General features: G+C 72.9%; 7 protein-coding genes and 1 pseudogene. 6 read left to right on the forward strand and 2 right to left on the reverse strand.

Annotated features, from left to right (window positions below; all coding sequences use genetic code 11):
- Window positions 1-43 precede the first annotated feature (43 nt).
- The 3 genes and pseudogenes from OV090_RS25565 to OV090_RS25575 all read left to right on the forward strand — a co-directional run.
- Window positions 44-1438: pseudogene (locus OV090_RS25565) on the forward strand (acetate--CoA ligase); the annotation flags it as partial.
- A gap of 98 nt (window positions 1439-1536) precedes the next feature.
- Window positions 1537-5352: a DUF3857 domain-containing protein gene (locus OV090_RS25570; RefSeq protein ID WP_267707224.1), complete on the forward strand. Its 3816-nt coding sequence runs from the start codon at window positions 1537-1539 to the stop codon at window positions 5350-5352.
- 43 nt (window positions 5353-5395) lie between these two features.
- A complete protein-coding gene (locus tag OV090_RS25575) occupies window positions 5396-9271 on the forward strand; it encodes a hypothetical protein (protein WP_267707225.1) in 3876 nt (1291 codons plus the stop codon).
- A gap of 96 nt (window positions 9272-9367) precedes the next feature.
- Here the strand turns inward: OV090_RS25575 and lon are convergent, their stop codons facing one another.
- Window positions 9368-11770, reverse strand: coding sequence for an endopeptidase La (gene lon, locus OV090_RS25580; RefSeq protein ID WP_267707226.1), 2403 nt, complete (start codon window positions 11768-11770; stop codon window positions 9368-9370).
- Window positions 11771-11829: 59 nt separating this feature from the next.
- Here lon and OV090_RS25585 point away from each other — a divergent pair, with 59 nt between their 5' ends.
- The 3 genes from OV090_RS25585 (at window position 11830) to OV090_RS25595 (ending at window position 16441) form a co-directional block, all read left to right on the forward strand.
- The gene (locus OV090_RS25585) at window positions 11830-13842 is read left to right on the forward strand and encodes a hypothetical protein (protein WP_267707227.1); all 2013 of its coding nucleotides are present in this window, start codon (window positions 11830-11832) and stop codon (window positions 13840-13842) included.
- A 61-nt stretch (window positions 13843-13903) separates the two neighbouring features.
- Window positions 13904-15169 carry a hypothetical protein gene (locus OV090_RS25590; RefSeq protein ID WP_267707228.1) on the forward strand — a complete coding sequence of 422 codons (1266 nt, stop codon included), beginning with the start codon at window positions 13904-13906 and terminating at the stop codon, window positions 15167-15169.
- Between the two features lie 339 nt (window positions 15170-15508).
- Window positions 15509-16441, forward strand: coding sequence for an oxygenase MpaB family protein (locus tag OV090_RS25595; protein WP_267707229.1), 933 nt, complete (start codon window positions 15509-15511; stop codon window positions 16439-16441).
- A gap of 106 nt (window positions 16442-16547) precedes the next feature.
- Here OV090_RS25595 and miaB read toward each other — a convergent pair whose 3' ends face one another.
- Window positions 16548-17924 (reverse strand): tRNA (N6-isopentenyl adenosine(37)-C2)-methylthiotransferase MiaB, encoded by a 1377-nt coding sequence (gene miaB, locus OV090_RS25600; protein ID WP_267707230.1) that lies wholly within the window; start codon window positions 17922-17924, stop codon window positions 16548-16550.
- Between the last annotated feature and the right edge of the window lie 164 nt (window positions 17925-18088).

Raw genomic sequence — 18088 nt, forward strand, 5'->3', positions numbered from 1 at the left:
TCCTCGCGTGCCGCCTACGAGGCGCTGTACCGCCGCAGCATCGGGCCTGCGCGGGCCCAAGCGCGTGCCGCTCAAGCCGGTCGTCGACGCCGCGGTCGCCGGGCTCGACAGCGTGCGCTGCGTCCTGGTCGCCAAGCGGACCGGCGCCGCCGTGCAGATGGTCGACGGCCGCGATCTGTGGCTCGCCGACGAGCTGGCCCGGCAGCGCGCCACCTGTCCGATCGAGTGGGTCGACAGCGAGGACCCGCTGTTCGTCCTCTACACCTCGGGCTCGACCGGCAAACCCAAGGGCGTGCTCCACACCACCGGCGGCTACCTCGTCTACGCCGCCACCACGCACCGCTACGTGTTCGACGCGCGCGAGGGCGACATTCACTTCTGCGCCGCCGATGCCGGCTGGATCACCGGCCACAGCTACATCGTCTACGGCCCGCTGGCCAACGGCGTCACCACCGTGATGTTCGAGTCGCTCCCGACCTACCCCGACGCCGGGCGCTACTGGCAGGTCGTCGACGACCTGCGCGCGACCATCGTCTACACCGCGCCGACGGCCCTGCGGGCGCTGCTCCGCGACGGCGACGAGCCTGTCCGAAAGTACAGGCGAGACAGCATCCGCGTGCTCGGCACCGTCGGCGAGCCGATCAACCCCGACGTGTGGCGCTGGTACTTCGACGTCGTCGGCGACGGTCGCTGCCCGGTCGTCGACACCTGGTGGCAGACCGAGACCGGCGGCATCCTGATCGCCCCGCTGCCCGGCGCGATCGCCTGCAAGCCCGGCTCCGCGACCCTGCCGTTCTTCGGCGTGCAGCCGCTGCTGGTCGACGACGACGGCAAGATCCTCGAGGGCACCGACGTCGCCGGCAACCTGTGCCTCGCCGGCAGCTGGCCCGGGCAGGCGCGCACGATCTACGGCGACCACGCGCGCTTCCTCGCCCAGTACTTCACGCGCTTCCCCGGCTACTACTTCACCGGCGACGGCTGCCGCCGCGACGGCGACGGCTACTACTGGATCACCGGCCGCGTCGACGACGTGCTCAACGTCGCCGGCCACCGCCTCGGCACCGCCGAGATCGAGAGCGCCCTGGTGGCCCACGAGGCCGTGGTCGAGGCCGCGGTGGTCGGCTTCCCGCACGACCTGAAGGGGCAGGGGATCTGCGCCTACGTCATCACCAGGCCCGAGTTCGACGCCTGGGACCGCGAGGAGCTGGCCGGCGCGCTCAAGGAACAGGTCCGAAAGGCCATCAGCCCGATCGCCACGCCCGACCGGATCTTGCTGGTCCGCGGGCTGCCCAAGACGCGCTCGGGCAAGATCATGCGCCGGATCCTCCGCAGGATCGCGGCCGGCGACTTCGACCCGTCCGGCTTCGGCGACACCAGCACCCTGGCCGAGCCGGCGGTGGTCGACGACATCGTCGCGCTCGCCCGCGGCCGCGGTTGAGGACGCGCTCGCCTCGCCGGCCGGGCGCGGCGGCCTCTTCGCGCAATTGAGCGCGAACGGTGGCAACCGGGGGAAAACTCCCGCATCATGGGCCGCCCATGCTCGCCGTCACAGCCGCCCGCCACGCCTGGCTCGCGCTCGCGCTCGCCGTGGCCCCGGGACCGGCCGCTCCGTCCACTGCTCCGACCCCGCCCCCGGCCGCGCCGCCGCAGGCCCCGCTGTTCAAGCCGGGCGTCCTCGACGCCGCGCACCCTGGGCGATGGGTCCGCGAGTTCGATCGCCGCAAGGCGATCCTCCGCAACGAACCTGGCCCTGCGGCCATCCTCGCGCTGCTCGGCCTGGTCTTCGACCTCCACGGCGAGGTCCCGCGCGACGAGCTCCTGGCCTTCGTCGACGGCGCGCGCAAGCACCGGGAGCCGCTGGTCGCCAGCTACGCCGGCTACGTGCGCGGGCAGCTGCTCGAGCAGGAGGGGCAGGGGCAGGCGCCGAACGCCGAGGCGGCCTTCCGCGCCGAGGGTTACCTGCTCGACTGGCAGATCGTCGGCCCGTTCGACAACAGCGGCCGCGGCGGCCACGACCAGGAGTTCGAGCCGGAGAAGGCGCCGTTTTCGGCCGGCCAGACCTTCGTCGGCAAGTTGCCGGGCGAGCCGTTGCCGTGGCGCGCGTTCGTCCACGCCAAGGCGCCGCGCAACGGCTTCGTCAACCTCGGCGACCTCCTCCAGCCGGACACGGACGTCACCGGCTACGCGACCCTGTGGATCCGCAGCGACAAGGCCGTCGACGCCGCCCTGCACATCGGCGCCGCCGGGGCCTACAAGATCTGGCTCGACGGCGTACCGGTCGGCCAGGCCGACAGCTACCACTCACCCAACGCGCTCCAGGACGCCCACCCGATGCGCCTGCAGGCCGGGTGGAACCGCCTGCTCGTCAAGCTCGGCGCCGACGAGGGACTGTGGGGTTTTTACGCCCGCGTCAGCGCCCCGTCGGGCGCCCCGCTGACCGGCCTCGAGGTCCGCGGCAGCCCTCCCGAAGCACCTCAAGCTCCAGGTCAGAAAACTGCGCCCAAAGAGGCGAAAATCAATGCAAAAGCGCCGGCGAAGTCGAAGCCGGTCCGGAGCCTCCGCGGGCTGCTCGAGGCGCGCACCCAGGGGTCGCGACCGCGGCCTGCGGACCGGCTCGCCCTGGTCGAGTTCTACCGCTGGACCTCACCGTTCGCCCCCGAGGATCGCACCGCGGTCGACCGCGCGCGCGAGGCCGACGAGGCCGTCAAGACCGCCCGCAGCGCCCAGCTGCTGGCGATCCTCGACCCCGACCAGAACTCGAGCCGGACCGCGCTGCTCGCCGGCATCGAGCGCGCGCGCAAGGAGGGCAAGGCCAGCGCGCCGCTCCTGGCGTCGATGTTGGCCGACCTGAGCCTGCGCTACCACAGCCTCGGCCTCGAGGAGCGCGGGCGGGCGCTGCTCGACGAGGCGTTCGCCACCACCCCCGACGACCCGCTGATCGAGCTGATGCTGGCGGCTCGGCTGGCGAGCGACGGCTTCCCGCTGGCCGCGCTCGAGTGGATCGAGGACATGCTGAAGCGCTACCCCGGCTCGGTGCTGCTGCTGCGCGACCGGGCCGACCGCCTGCTCGATCTCGGGCGCACCGAGCCGGCGCTGGCGCTGCTCGAGAAGCTGGCCGGCGATCGGCCGACCGACGGCGGGCTGGCGCGGCAGATCGCCGACGGCAAGCTGCGGCTCGGCAAGCCGGACGCGGCCGCCGAGGTCGGCCGCCGGCGCGCGGCCGCCGTGCCCGGCTTGCCGGAGGCGTTCCGCGAGGTCGCCCGACTCGAGGAGGCGCGCGGCGACCTGACGAAGGCCCGGGCTGCATTGCAGGAGGCAGTCGACCTCGCGCCGCAGGACGCCGACCTGCACACCGCGCTCGCCCGCCTGGCCGCGCGCGACGGCGACGGGGCGGCGGCGATCCGCAGCGTGCGGCGCTCGCTGGCCCTGCGGCCGCAGCAGCCCGAGCTGCGCGACTACCTGGCGACCCTCGACGCGACCCAGAAGGACGACCTGCTGGCCCGTTACCCGGTCGACTTCGAGGCCCTGGCCAAGAAGTCGACCCCGAAGTCGTGGGCCGGCAAGGACGCCGGGGTCCTGCTCCACCGCACCGTCGTGCGCGTGCTGCCCAACGGCCTGACCGAGCGGCTCGAGCACCGCGTCGTGCGCGTCCTCGACGACCGCGGGATCCGCAGCCAGGCCGTGCAGGGGATGGTCTACGACCCCGAGGAGGCCTACGTCGACGTCCGCCGCGCGCGCGTGCGGCGGACCGACGGGCGCATCGAGGAGATCGGCGATCCCACCGTCGTCTCGCTGACCGACGCCGGCTACCGCATGTTCTACGACCAGCGGCAGCAGCGGGTGAACTTCAGCGGCCTGCGGGTCGGCGACGTGCTCGAGGTCGCGTTCGTGCGCCGCGACACCGCGCTGCGCAACAAGTTCGACGACTACTTCGGCGAGATGGTCCCGCTCGAGGGGTTCGAGCCGCAGCTGCTGCGCGAGTACGTGCTCGAGGCGCCGTCGTCGCGGAAGCTCTACTTCAACCAGCCGGTCGAGCAGGAGCCCGGGCCCACCAAGGAGACCGTGCGCTACCGGGTGACGATGGGCGAGCGCCGCGGGATCAAGCCCGAGAGCGGGATGCCGGGCTGGACCGAGCTGGTCAAGTACCTCCACGTCAGCACCTTCAGCGACTGGGACGCCGTCGGCCGCTGGTACTGGGGCCTGGTCAAGGAGCAGCTGGTCGTCGACGCCAAGATCAAGGCGGCGGTCCAGGATGTCCTGAAGAGCCTGCCCAAAGGGGCAGGTGAGCGCGAGAAGGTGCGCGCGCTGTACAAGCACGTGATCACGTCCACGCGCTACGTCGGCCTCGAGTTCGGCATCCACGGCTTCAAGCCGTACCGCACCACCGACGTGTACGACCGCCGCTTCGGTGACTGCAAGGACAAGGCGAGCCTGCTCAAGGTCATGCTCGCCGAGGCCGGCATCGCCTCGCACCTGGTGCTGGTGCGCACCCGCGATCAGGGCACGCTCGGGGCCACGCCGGCCAGCCTCTCGGCCTTCAACCACGCCATCACCTACGTCCCCAGCCTCGACCTCTACCTCGACGGCACCGCCGAGTTCTCGGGGCCCGAGGAGCTGCCGACCGGCGACCAGGGCGCGACGGTGCTGGTGGTGCGCGACGGCAAGGGCGCCGAGTTCAAGACCATCCCGGTCAGCCAGCCCGGCGACAACAAGCAGATCGTGCATCAGACGGTCGAGCTGAAGCCCGACGGCAGCGCCGACGTGAAGCACCTGTTCACCGTCACCGGCGCCTCGGCGGCCTCGTGGCGCAGCGCCCTGCAGGCGGCCGAGAACCGCAAGGAGCGGCTGACCCAGGTGTGGGGCGGCCAGTTCCCAGGGCTGGAGATCCGCGAGCTCGAGGCGCCGAACATCGGCGACGTCCTGCACCCGGTCCAGCTCCGCAGCGCCTGGAGCGTGCCCGCGTGGGCCCAGCGCCAGGGCGACGTGCTGCGCTTCAACGTGCTCGGCCACCGCACCGGCTTGCAGCGCGGCCTCGCCGGCCAGGCCGCGCGCGAGCACGACCTGGTGATGGCGGCCCCCGCCACCGAGGTCAACGTCATCGAGGTCACCGCGCCGAAGGGCTACACCTTCGGCCAGTCCCCCGCGGGCAAGTCGTTCGAGACGCCATTCGCCCGCTTCACCCTCGACGTCGCCGGTCGCGGCGACCGCGTCGAGGTCCGCACCGAGCTCGAGTATCGTACCCACCGCTTCAAGGCCGCCGACTACCGCGCCCTGCGCGAGTTCCTCGGCCAGGTCGACGGCGCCCTCGAGCAGGCGTTCGAGCTCCGCCCCGAGCCGCGGGGGGCGAACTGACATGTCCCGGAGCACCTTGCCCTTGCACCCTGTTCGTTCGCGCATGTCCCTTCGCGCAGCCCTGGTCGCTACCGCGCTCCTCTCCGCCGCCGCCCCGGCCTGCAAGCCGCGCGAGGGCACCAGCGAGCCGCATACCGAGGACAGCGCGCGCGCCCGCCTCAAGGCGCTCGAGGCTCGCCTCAAGTCGCACCCCGACGACGACGCCGCCTGGCGCGAGGCGGCCCACTTGCACTGGCTGTTCCTCAAGCAGCCCGACAAGGCGCGGCCGATCCTCGACCGCCTGGCCGCCAAGGGCGACCCGGTCGCCCAGGCCTCGCGGATGATCTTCGCCGACGCCCGCCTCGATCTGAAGACGACCCGCAGCATGGCCCAGGCGCTCATCGTCGGCGCCACCACGCCGGGCGCCGACGCCGAGGCCCGCCGCGTCCAGGCCGGCCTGGCCGAGCTGGCCGCGCGCCTGTTGGGCGAAAACCACGGCGAGCTGCCCGACGACGACGACGACTTCGTCCGCTTCTACGACAAGCTGGCGAAGGGCCGCCTGCCGGTCGAGGTGGTCCAGCCGCTCGTCAGCCTGCGGGCCCAGATCGCCCGCCGCCTCGACCAGCCCTACCTGCAGTACTACGACCAGCAGGGCTGCGTGCGCGCGTTCGCGGTCGGCCCGGTCGAGGGCAGCCTCGAGGCGCTCGAGCTGCGGGCTGCCGCGAAGGACATGTCCTCTGGGACAGACAAGTTCAAGGCCGACCCGACGGCCGTGCTGACGCCGCTGGCCTGCGCAGCGCGCACGTGGAACCTGACGCCGCGCGGCGGGGTGAGGCGCATGCGCACGAGCCTGGCTGTCCCCGGGGACAGCCTCGTCCTCGGCCTGTCGAGCCAGGAGCCGATGCGGGTCTACCTCGACGGCAAGCCGATCTTCCGCAGCGATCGCAGCGACCGCTGGCCGGCGGCCGACAACCTGCTGCAGCTCAAGGTCGCGCCCGGGCCGCACCGGCTCGAGGTCCACACCGCAGCCGCGCGCGAGAAGACCTGGGTGCTGGTGCGGGCCACCGACGCCGCCGGCAAGCCGATCGTGGCCACGGCCGACGGCCCGGCGGCGACCACCCCGTTCACCGGCGAGCCGGTGCGGATCGGCCACCACGAGCTGCTGGCCGACCGCGGGCCGCTGGCGGGGCCGAGCTACCTGCCGCTGCGCGCGTATCTGGCGGCCGCCGACGCGCTCGCCGAGGGCGACTCCGACGCGGCCGAGCGCTACACCGGCAACCTGCAGGCCTACGGGCCCGACTTCCCCGAGGGCCAGGTGCTGGTCGCGGCGTTCGAGATCGCCGATCCGACCCGCGAGCGCACCGCCTCGACGTCGCGCCAGCGCGAGGCGATCGAGGAGGCCCTGCGGCTCGCGCCCGACCTCGATCGCGCGCGCGTCCGCCTGCTCGAGCTCGACCTCGAGAAGAACGAGATCAGCGAGGTCGAGGCGGCCCTCTCCGCGCTGCCGGAGAAGGCGCTGCGCCACGTGCCCGGCGAGCTGGTGCGCTTCGCCACCTACCTGGCCCGCGGCAACGAGCCGCTGGCCGAGGCCGCGCTGGCGCGGGCCGCCGCGATCCACCCGCGCGCGTGCGCCGTGCTCAAGGCCCAGCGCACTCTGGCCCAGCGGCGCAGCGAGGTCGCCCGCGAAGACGCGCTGGCGATCGAGCTCGAGCGCTGCGCCGGCACCACCGGCTCGCGCGCGGCGCTGGCGTTCCGCCGCGGCCGCAACGCCGACGCCCGCGCGCTGCTCCTCAAGCTGCTCGATCGGACGCCCGACGACCTCGACGTCATCGAGCAGCTGGCCGAGCTCGAGATCTCCGAGGGCAACTACCCGGCCGCGATCGCGTGGCGCAAGAAGATCCTGGCGCTGCGGCCGTTCGGCGCGCGCACCCTGGTGGCCACCGCCGACCTGCAGGCGCGCGCCGGCGACCCGGCTGCCGCGCGCGCGAGCGTGAAGGCGGCGCTGGAGAAGGCGCCGCAGAGCTCGACCCTGCACACGATCGCCGCCGGCCTCGGGATGCCCGACGACCTGCAGCGGCTGCGCGTCGACGGCGTGCCGCTGGTCGCGGCGTATCGCGCCGGCAACTTTGCTGTACGGCCCTCCGGGCCTGAATCCGCCGTCGCGGCTCCGTCAGGCGCCGAGGCGGCCCCGCGCCCGACCGACTACGAGGGCGCGAGCGAGGTGCTGGTGCTCGATCGCAGCGCGATCCGGGTCTACGAGGACGGCAGTCAGCGCCAGATCGTGCACACCATCATCGAGCTGCGCAGCAAGGAGGCGATCGATCGCTACGGCGAGATCACGCCGCCCGAGGGCGCGAAGGTGCTGACGCTGCACACCATCAAGGCCGACGGCACCGTGTTCGAGCCGGAGTCGATCCCGGAGAAGAGCGGCCTCAGCCTGCGTGGGCTGCAGATCGGCGACTGCGTCGAGTACGAGCTGCTGCTCGACCGCGAGCCGCTGGGCCTCTTGCCCGGCTACGTCGACCTGACCACGTTCCGCTTCCAGTCGGCCGAGACCCCGTTCCACGTGTCGGAGCTGCTGGTCGCGCACCCGAAGTCGGTGGCGATCAAGGTCGACCGGCGCGCCGGCGCGCCGGCCACCGTCGACGGCACGCTGACGGGCACCGACCTGGTCTTGAAGACCTGGAAGGTCGAGCGCTCGAAGCGGATCGGCGTCGAGCCGCAGATGCGACACATCCTCGAGGAGGTGCCGTCGGTCCGCGTCTACACCGCGGTCGACCCGAACCGGTGGCTCGCCAGCCTGGGCCTGCGGATCTACACCGGCCAGCGCGCCAACCCCGAGCTGCGGGCCCTGGCGACCAACCTGACGCGCAACGCGAGCTCGCCGCAAGCCAAGCTGCAGGCGCTGTGGTCGTGGGTGGTCGAGGAGATCGAGGAGGCCGGCGACATCACCGCGCCGGCCACCGCGACGCTGTCGGCTCGCCGCGGCAACCGGCTGACGCTGCTGAAAGTGCTGCTGCGCGAGGCCGGGGTGCGCTCCGAGCTGTGGCTCGTCCGCGACAACTTCTCGCTCAAGCCGCTGCCCGGCGGCAGCCCGATGCTCGAGGGCTACGAGGTGCCGATCCTCGCCGTCGACACCGGCGGCAAGGCGCCGACGATGGTGCTCACCAGCTCGAAGGTGCTGCCGATCGGCTACCTCATGCCGGGCCTGTCGCAGGCCCAGGGCATGCGGGTGCAGCTCGGCGAGGACGAGCCGGCGCCGGGCCCGGTCAAGCTGCCAGTCTCGCCGCCGAGCCTGGCCGACCGCCGCAGCTACGACCTCGAGCTCGAGGTGGCGCGCGACGGCACCGGCACGCTGCGCGGCACCATCGAGCTGCAGGGCATGGAGGCCGCGGCCTGGCGCGAGGGCCTGCGCACGCTCGACGCCGACCGCATCAACGAGGGCTTCGAGCGCGCCGAGCTGGGCGCGATCCTGGTCGGCTCCGGCGCCGAGCTGGTCGACCTCGACATCGAGCACAAGCTCGACCTGCCGAAGCCGCTGCGGCTGCGCTTCACCGCCAAGGTCCGCGGCGCGATCGTGCAGCAGGGCGGGGAGCTGCTGATGCGCGCCAACTCGGTGCCGATGAACATGGGCCTCAACTACGCCTCGCTGCCGCAGCGCAAGACCGGCTGGGCGATGCCGTACGCGCCGCTGCTCGAGGCCAGCCTGACGATCAAGCTCGACGGCGCCGGCTTCACCGCGCCGCCGACCGAGGAGACGATCGAGGGCCCGTTCGGCACCTACCGCCGCACCGTCAAGCAGGTCGGCCCCGGGCAGATCAAGATGACGACGCGCTCGACCCTGGTGACGGGCACCTACGAGGCCGCCCGCTACCCGGAGATCGTCGACTACACGCGCAAGATCAAGGCGGCCGAGGACCAGGTCATCCGCGCCAAGTGAGCCGGGCCGGCCCCGGCCGGCGTATGTTCTCCAGGGCATGTCGAAAGGGCCATGACCGTTCGGTCATGGCCCTTTGCGCATGCCCCGAGAGGCAGGTTACTCGGCGGCGGCCTCGGCGTCCTCGGTCGGCAGCAGGACCGCCTCGAGGACCTCGCGGATGTGCTTGACGTAGTGGAGGCGCATGTCGGCGCGGGCGGCCTCGGGGATCTCGGGCTCGTCCTTGCGGTTGCGGTCGGGGAGGATGACGTCGCGGATGCCGGCGCGGTGGGCGGCGAGGACCTTCTCGCGGATCCCGCCGACCGGCAGGACCTGGCCGCGCAGGGTGATCTCGCCGGTCATGGCGAAGTCGACGCGCGCGGGCCGGCGCGAGAACAGCGACACCAGCGCGGTCGAGATGGCGATGCCGGCCGACGGGCCGTCCTTGGGCACTGCGCCGGCGGGGAAGTGGATGTGCACGTCGTAGTGCTTCATCAGGTCGCGGACCACGGCGGCGTCGGCCCCGAGCTCGGCGCCGCGGCTGCGCACCAGGCTGAGCGCGGCCTGGGCCGACTCCTTCATCACGTCGCCGAGCTTGCCGGTCAGCCGCAGGTGACCTGTCCCTCGGGTCAGGGTGGCCTCGACGAACAGGATCGTCCCGCCGGTCGGCGTCCAGCCGAGGCCGGTGACCAGGCCGGGCGACGGCTCCTTGGCGGCGAGCTCGTCGTAGTAGCGCGGCGGCCCGAGGATCCGCAGCGCCTCGTCGGCGCCGACGACCAGGCTCGGCTGCTTGCCCTCGGCGATCTGCATGGCCACGTCGCGCAGCAGCGAGGCCAGCTCGCGCTCGAGGTTGCGGACCCCGGACTCGCGCGTGTACTGCGTCGCCAGGGTCAGCAGGACGTCCTCGGGGATGTCGACCGCGACCTTCGACAGGCCGTTCTCCTGGCGCTGCTTCGGCAGCAGGTGGCGCCGGGCGATCTCCAGCTTCTCCTCGATCGTGTAGCCGGTGAGCTGGATGATCTCGAGGCGGTCGCGCAGCACGCCTGGGATCGTGCCGAGGTCGTTGGCGGTGCAGAGGAAGATGACCTTCGACAGGTCGTAGTCGACGCCGAGGTAGTGGTCGTGGAAGGCCGTGTTCTGCTCGGGGTCGAGGGCCTCGAGCAGCGCCGAGGCCGGGTCGCCGCGCAGGTTGGCGCCGACCAGCTTGTCGATCTCGTCGAGGACGATGACCGGGTTCTTGCTGCCGGCGCGCTTCATCGCCTGGATGAACCGCCCCGGCAGCGCGCCGATGTACGTGCGCCGGTGGCCGCGGATCTCGGCGTCGTCGCGGATGCCGCCGAGCGAGATCCGCACGTAGCGGCGCCCGAGGGCGTCGGCGATGCTGCGGCCCAGCGAGGTCTTGCCGACGCCCGGCGGGCCGACGAGGCAGAGGATCGGGCCGCGCTTGTCGGGCGCCAGCTTGCGCACGCACAGGTACTCGAGGACGCGCTTTTTGACCTTCTGCAGGCCGTAGTGCTTGTCCTCGAGCAGGGCCCGCGCGGCGCCCATGTCGAGCTTGTCCTCCGTCAGCGTCGCCGGGCTCCACGGCAGGTCGGCGATCCACTCGAGCCAGGTGCGGCAGGTGGTCGCCTCGCTGCTCTGCGGGTTCATCCGCCGCAGCCGCCCGAGCTCGCGGTCGGCCGCGGCGCGCACGTCGGTCGGCAGCTCGGCGGCCTGCAGCCGGCGCTCGAGGTCCTGCAGCGCGCGCTCCTCGGCCTCGCCCTCCGACTCGCCGAGCTCGTGCTGGATCGCCTTGAGCTTGTGGCGCAGCAGCGCGTCGTGCTCGTGCTTCGACAGGTGCTCGCGGACGTAGCGGTCGAGGTCGCGCTTGACCTGCAGGACGTTGGTGCGGTGGCTGATGAGCTCGATGACCTTGCGCAGGCGAACGACGACGTCGACCTCCTGCTGGATCGCCAGCCGCTCGTCGCCGTCGAGCTCGACGTGCGCGGCCGACAGATCGGCGATCAGGCTCGGCGAGCGCTCGGCGAGGATGGTCGCCTGCGCCTGCGCCCGCGCCTTCGACTTCGCGGCCGTCGGCTGGAGGCCGTCGTGCTGCTTGACCAGGTCTTGCAGCGCGCCGGCCAGCGCGTAGGCGAGGGTCGGCTCGTGGACGATCTCGGCGGCCGCGTCGAACTCGGCGATCTGGTAGTCACGCTCGGGGTAGATGTCGTGCAGGCGCACGCGGCTGAGCCCGCGCAGCGTCACCGAGGTGCGGCCGGGGGTGCCCGCCAGCACCTGCACCACCTCGCAGGCGATGGCGACCGGGTAGAGTTGATCGAGGTCGGGCGTGGCGGCGGAGGTGTCGCGCAGGAGCACGGCGATGACGCGCCCCGCGCCGCCGCGGGCCCGGTCCTGCGCCGCGCGCACCGCCTGCATGGCCGGCGAGCTGCGTCCGAGGTCGACCGGCTGGGCCGCGCCGGGCAGGATGATGGCGCCGCGCAGGGGCAGGAGGGGGAGCGGCCCGGTGATCGCGGGAGAGGACATCGGCGGGGAGGTTAGCCGATCTGCGCCGCCTCGCCGCGCCGCTCTGGTAAAAGAGCCGCGTGTCCGCGGGCCCTGCCGCCTCCGAGATCGTGCCGCCCTCGTCCGGGGCCTCGCCGGCCGTGGCCGACCTCGGCGGCGTCGCGGTCGCCGCAGGCGTCGGCCTGGTCGCGGGCCTGTCGGTGCCGCTGGCGTGGGGCGTCGTCCCGGCCGTCCTGGTCGGCCTCGGCGCGGTCGTGCTGGTCGCGCGCCGCGGCCCGGGAGCCCCCGATCCGGCCGTGGTCGCCGCGCTGCCGCGGGCGCGCCGGATCGCGCTGGCGGCCCTGATCCTGGCCCCGGCGATCCCGCTCGCCACCGTCGCCGCGCGGGCGATCGCGGGGGTCGTGGTCGCCTATCCGGCGGCGCTGTGGGCGGCCGCGCCGGCCGTGCTCGCGGCGGCGATCCTGCCCCTGGTCCGAAGGACATGGTCGCAAGGACTTGTCCTTTGCGCCCTGGTCTTCGGGACATTCGCGGCCGGAGCCTGGGGCGCCCGCTTCGAGGCCGCCGGGGCCCACGCGCGCGGCGAGACGTGGGGCGGGCCGATCCTCGGCATCCACCCGTTCCAGACCACCGCGATCATGATCGACGGCTACGGCCCGTTCGATCTGCCGATCAACGACTACGTCGAGCCCGACGGCAGCAAGGGCTACGGGCCGGCCGCGCTGGCCGAGGCGCTGACCCGCGACCTGCAGAAGATCGCCGAGCTGCAGTACGCCGAGCACGGCCCGGCGCGCGCGTACAAGGCGTTCGCCGAGGCGACCGTGGCCGCGGAGGACCTGCCCGAGGCGCGCGAGCGGCTCGACCGGCCGTCCGAGGCGCCGAGCGAGCCGCGGCTCCACGTGACCTCGGGCGGGGTCGGGCGCGCCTCGCGGGTCGAGTTCGTGTGTCCCGGGGCGCCGAACGACCCGCGCCCGCGCAAGCCCGACGCGGTGATGGAGCGCATGTGCCCCGACAAGTACAGCTCCGAGGCCAGCGCCGGCCTCGGGCTGACCGGGCGCTGGACCGGCTACACCGAGGTGCTCGGCCAGCCGCGGCTGTCGCTGGGGCGCGCGCTCGGGTGGCCGAGCGAGCGGGTGACCGGCGAGCTGCGGGCGTGGGCGTGGATCGCCCTCGGCCTGGTGTTCCTGGCCGCCTGCGGGCCCAGGGGGCGGGCCGCGGCCGGGTTGTCGCGCTGGGGCGGGGCGGTGGCCGCGATCGCGGCTGTCCTGTCGGTCATGCTCCTTGTGCCAGGTCTCTCGGTACAGGTCGAAAGCTGGGCGCGGCCGGCCGCCTGGGAGGCGCCGTGGGCGCTGGCGCCGTGGGTCGCGCTCCTGGCCCTCGGGTCAGGTCACGCCGCGATCGCGGCCGGGCCGGCGTCGGCGGCGAGGAGCGGCTGGCGCGGCCTGGTTCCGCGGATCTTGCCGGTGGTCGCGGGCACCCTGGGGCTCGCGGGCAGCCTGGCGGCGGCGACGTGGTGGACGCCGGAGCTGACGCCGCCGACAGGTCCCGCTCAGGCGGTGCCGCTGGCGGGGGTGATCGCCGGGCTGGGGGAGGGGCTCCACCGCAGCAGCGGGCTCGGCGTCGACGTCGCCGAGGGGGTCGTCGCCGCCTCGGCAGTGGCGCTGCTGGTCGGCCTCCTGGCGGCCCTGCTCGGCCCGGTGGTGCGCTTCGCGGGGTCCGCGCTGGCGCCGCGCAGGCCGGTGCTGGCGGCCCGGCTGGCGCTCCTCGCGGTGATCGTCCCGGCGGCGCTGCTCGTGCTGTCGCGCATGTCGTCGGGGGCGGCCGCCCTGCTCGCGCCGGCCGCGGCGATGGCGTGGATGGCGGGCACCGGCCTGGCGCTGGCGGTGCCGGGCGGGCGGCGCTGGCCCGCGATCGCCGAGCACCTGCTGGCCGCCGTGATCGTGGTCGTGGCCGGGCGCCAGGCCCTGGCGGCGCAGTCCAACCGGACCCTGTGGATCGCCCTCGGCGTCGGGGTCCTGATCACCCTCGCAGGTCTCGTGCTGGTCCCGCGGGTCCGTTCCGCGTCGGATTCTGCTACCCCTGCGCCTCGGCCATGATCCTGGGGCTTCTCAGGCCAAAACCAGACCGCTATCATCCCCGCGCTTCCCAGACCCGCACATGACCGCAGCCATCACGTCGTCTCGCCCGTCGCCGCTCCTCCGCGCCTTCACCGGCGTCCTCTGTGCGGCGCTCGCTTTCTCGCCGTTGCCCGCGGCTGCGGCTTCGCCGGCGTCCTTCGGCATGTTCGCCGCGGCGCCGGCTCCTGCTTCGACCGGCAACACCATCGGTCTGTTTCGCCTGAGCGGCGACCCGGCGTCGGCCGAGGCGCTGCGCTCGCAGATCCTGACCGACATGAGCGCCGCCGGTTACAACGTCAAGGGCGTCGCCCTCGACATCGACGGCGCGGCGGGCAAGGTCAAGTGCAAGGGCGGGGCCGACGCGTGCGTCGGCAAGGTCATCGAGTGGCTCAACAAGGGCGCCGCCAAGTCCGGCACCGTCTACGACTACCTGATCTACGGCAACGTCGGCGGGCCCAACGGGGCGAGCTCGATCGTCATCTACGACGTCGCCAAGAAGGCCAAGGTCAAGGAGTTCACGCCGTCGCTCAGCCCCGACGACCTGATCCTCCCGCTCGCGCTGCCGCGGGCGATGGTCGCCAACCTGAACAACTACCGCACGCCCGCCGCCCCGGCCACGGCCGAGGAGCAGAAGATCCTCGCCGAGCTCGACGAGCCGGCCAAGACGCCCGAGGAGCTGGCGGCCGAGAAGGCGGCCATCGACGACGCCATCGGCAAGGTCGCGGCCGGCCAGGGCGAGCTCATCGACACCAGCAACGTCAAGGTCGACCTCAAAAAGGACTTCAAGGACTTCTGCCGCACCGGCCCGCCGAAGCCGCGCGTCAACAAGGATGACCCCAAGGACCTGCGCCCGGCGTGCAAGCGCGGGCCGACCTTCGGCTACTTCCAGACCCGCGCGTGGGTGGCCCTCGGCCTCACCGCCAGCGCGCTGCTCACCACCGGCATCTTCTACTCGCTCGGCCTCGCGGCCCGCGGGCCCTACAAGTCGGCGCTCGACGACCTCAACAATTCGGGCCTCGACAAGACCGACCCGCTGCAGTCCGACGAGTACACCCGCATGGCCGCCGACGTGGCCGACAAGGGCAACACGATGCGCAACCGCCTGATCGGCGGTGACGTCGCCCTCCTCACCACGGTGCTCCTCGCCGGCGTCCTCGCGGTCATCATCTATCAGGACCGCACCGACGCGAAGGACTTCATCAAGACCGAGAAGAGCCTCAAGTCGGTGTCGCGGATCCAGAACGTCCGCGGCGGCCCGATCCTCAGCAAGGGCATGCAGGGCTTCGGCTTCGGCTTCAACTTCTGAGGCTCGGCGCCTCTGGGCGCGACGCGAGGGCCTGTCGCCGCTCCGGCGCGGGCCCTCTCGCGTTGGGTCGTCAGGGCGGGGGCGCTGCGAGCTTCTCGGGAGGACATGTTCGAGGGGACATGTCTTCATGAGCATGGCGAGGCGGCCGGGTCATCCCGCAGTCACGAGCGGGCGCGTCAGCGCTCCGTCGCTACGTGGGGCCAGGGAGCGACAAACATGCTCGCGCGAGTCGATATTCGGCGAGCGGCGCCTGTCACAAGGTCGGCGGGGCCGTCTTCGCGGCGCGTCTTGCCGGCGGCCCGGCGAAGCGTCATACGATCGCCGTCGAGGAGGCGCGGCATGGACTCCAGTGGTTCGCAGACGCAGTACATGGGGTGGAAGATCGACTACGCGAACCCGCGGGGCGAGCCCGGCTTCGTCGGGCCAGACTCGGTCCACTGGCGCATCTACAAGAACCCGGTGGCGCTGGCGATCGGCGGGGTGGCGGCGGTGCTGCTGGAGTTCGCGGATCCGCGGATCCGCAGCGGCGTGTGGGACCACTCGACGTACAAGGCCGACCCGGTCGGGCGCTCGCGCAGGACCGCGATCGCGGCGATGGTCGGCGCGTACGGGCCGCAGAGCGCGGCGCGTCGCGTGATCGCGGGGGTCAACAAGCTGCACGCGAAGGTGAACGGCTCGACGCCGGGCGGTGAACCGTACCGCGCCCTCGACACGGAGCTGCTCGACTGGGTCAGCGCGACCGCGGTGTACGGGTTCCTCACCGCCTACGACCGGTTCGTCGCGCCCGTGTCGGCGGCCGACCGGCGCCGCTACTTCGCCGAGAGCGGGCCGGTGGCGCGGCTCTACGGGGTCCAGAACGTCCTCACGAGCGAGGCCGACTTCGAGGCGATGATGCACCGGCTGACGCCGCGCTTCGAAGCGCACCCGATCGTCGACGAGTTCCTCACCATCATCAAGACGGGCAAGGGACAGGCGCGGGCCCTCGGGTTCTTCTACCGGGCCGTCGCGCGGGCGGCGGTGTCGATCGTGCCGCCGCCGGTCCGCGCCAAGCTGCAGCTCGGCGCCGAGTACGACCTGGGCGCGGTCGATCGCATGCTGGTGCGCGCAGCCGCGGCGATGGCGGAACGGTTCCCGGCGAAGGACGCTCCGTCGACGCAGGCGCCGCTGCGCTTCGGCCTGCCCGCGAATTTTTTGTACCTCAGCCAGCGCCGCCAGGAGGCGCTGCTGGCCCGCATTTCGCCGCCGGTGGCCGCGGCGACCGGGTCGGGGTGAACCAGCCGCGCGGACGCTGAAGCCGACTGCCGCTCAGCCCGCGAGCAGAGAGCTGCTAGTTCCCGAGCACCTGTCCCGAGAGGCAGGTGCTCGCTCTTCCCGCCGCTCAGCCCGCGATCAGCGAGTGGCCGGTGGTCGCGGTGACTTCGACCTCGATCGTCTGGCCCGGGGCACCTGTCCCGAGGGGCAGGAGCACACTTTGGAAGCGGGGCGTGCGCCCGAGCACGCGGTCGCCGCGGTGGGACAGGCCGCTGATGAGCACGCGCTCGCGCTTGCCGACGCGGGCGTGGTGGGACGCGCGGGTGTGCTGCTCCTGCAGCTCGATGACTTCTTGCAGGCGGCGGCCCTTGACCTCGTCGGGCACGTCGTCCTGCAGCTTGCGGGCGGCGTAGGTGATCCCGCGGTCGGAGTAGCGGAACATGAACGCCGAGTCGAACCGGACCTCGCGCATCAGCGACAGCGTCTCGGCGTGGTCGTCCTCGCTCTCGCCGCAGAAGCCGACCATCAGGTCGGTCGACAGCGCGAGGTCGGGGAGCGCGGCGCGCAGGCGGCCGACCAGGTCGACGAACTCGCCGCGCGAGTAGCCGCGCTTCATCGCAGTCAGCATGCGATCGGAGCCCGACTGCGCCGGCAGGTGGATGTACGGGCAGACCTTGTCGAGCTCGGCCATCGTGGCGATCAGCCGCTCGTCGAAGTCGACCGGGTAGGGGCTGGTGAAGCGGATCCGCTCGACGCCGTCGATCGCCGCCACGGCGCGCAGCAGATCGGCGAAGCTCGCGTCCTCCCAGACGTACGAGTTGACGGTCTGGCCGAGCAGGACGATCTCTTTGTAGCCGCGCTCGGCCAGGTGCCGCGCCTGCCGCAGGACCTCGCGCGGGGCCACGCCGCGCTCGCGCCCGCGGGTGTACGGGACCACGCAGAACGTGCAGAACTTGTCGCAGCCGCGCTGGATCGAGACCTGGCCGCTGACGCCGTCGTCGTCGGGCACGCCGTCGAGGCCCTCGTAGGTCTCCTCGCGGTCGAGCGCGACGTCGACGACCCGCTCCCCGGAGCGCGCGCGGTCGACCAGGACGCCGATCCGCCGGTAGCTGTCGGGGCCGGCGACGAGGCCGATGTGCGGCGCTTGCTTCTGGACCTTGTCGCGCAGGTGCTCGGCCATGCATCCGGTAATGCCGAACACCAGATCGGGGTTGTCCTTCTTGTGCCGCAGGAGCTGGCTGGTGCGCCCGTAGACCCGCTCCTCGGCTTTCTCCCGCACCGCGCAGGTGTTGAGCAGGATCACGTCGGCGGCCGCCGGATCGGGGACGCGCACGTAGCCGCGGGCCGCCAGCTGTCCGACGATGAGCGCCGAGTCGGCCTCGTTCATCTGGCAGCCGAGCGTCTCGACGTAGACGCGCGGTCCGGCCACGTGGGGCAGCTCGGGCGCCGGCGCGGGCGGCTCCGGCGCCATCCTCGTGCCGCGGATCTGGACCAGGCGGGTCATGGGCGCGGGATGCTACGCCAAAATCCCCGCAAGCGCCCCGGGGGAGGCTCACGCGGGGCTCCGGGCGCGACCGGGTCGGGTGGACCCGACCGCCGCTGTCGTCGCCGCTTGGATCGGACGCTCGCTCCGGCTTACAATCTCGCGCCGCCGACGCCCTGCGGTCG

It is taken from the genome of Nannocystis sp. RBIL2 (genome assembly GCF_026626745.1).
Lineage (GTDB): Bacteria > Myxococcota_A > Polyangia > Nannocystales > Nannocystaceae > Nannocystis.

Bases quoted from the DNA above. Each gene is read 5' to 3' on its own strand.
- miaB (WP_267707230.1), bottom strand. From the start codon at position 17,924: ATGACCCGCCTGGTCCAGATCCGCGGCACGAGGATGGCGCCGGAGCCG.
- OV090_RS25575 (WP_267707225.1), top strand. From the start codon at position 5,396: ATGTCCCTTCGCGCAGCCCTGGTCGCTACCGCGCTCCTCTCCGCCGCC.
- OV090_RS25570 (WP_267707224.1), top strand. From the start codon at position 1,537: ATGCTCGCCGTCACAGCCGCCCGCCACGCCTGGCTCGCGCTCGCGCTC.
- OV090_RS25595 (WP_267707229.1), top strand. From the start codon at position 15,509: ATGGACTCCAGTGGTTCGCAGACGCAGTACATGGGGTGGAAGATCGAC.
- OV090_RS25590 (WP_267707228.1), top strand. From the start codon at position 13,904: ATGACCGCAGCCATCACGTCGTCTCGCCCGTCGCCGCTCCTCCGCGCC.
- lon (WP_267707226.1), bottom strand. From the start codon at position 11,770: ATGTCCTCTCCCGCGATCACCGGGCCGCTCCCCCTCCTGCCCCTGCGC.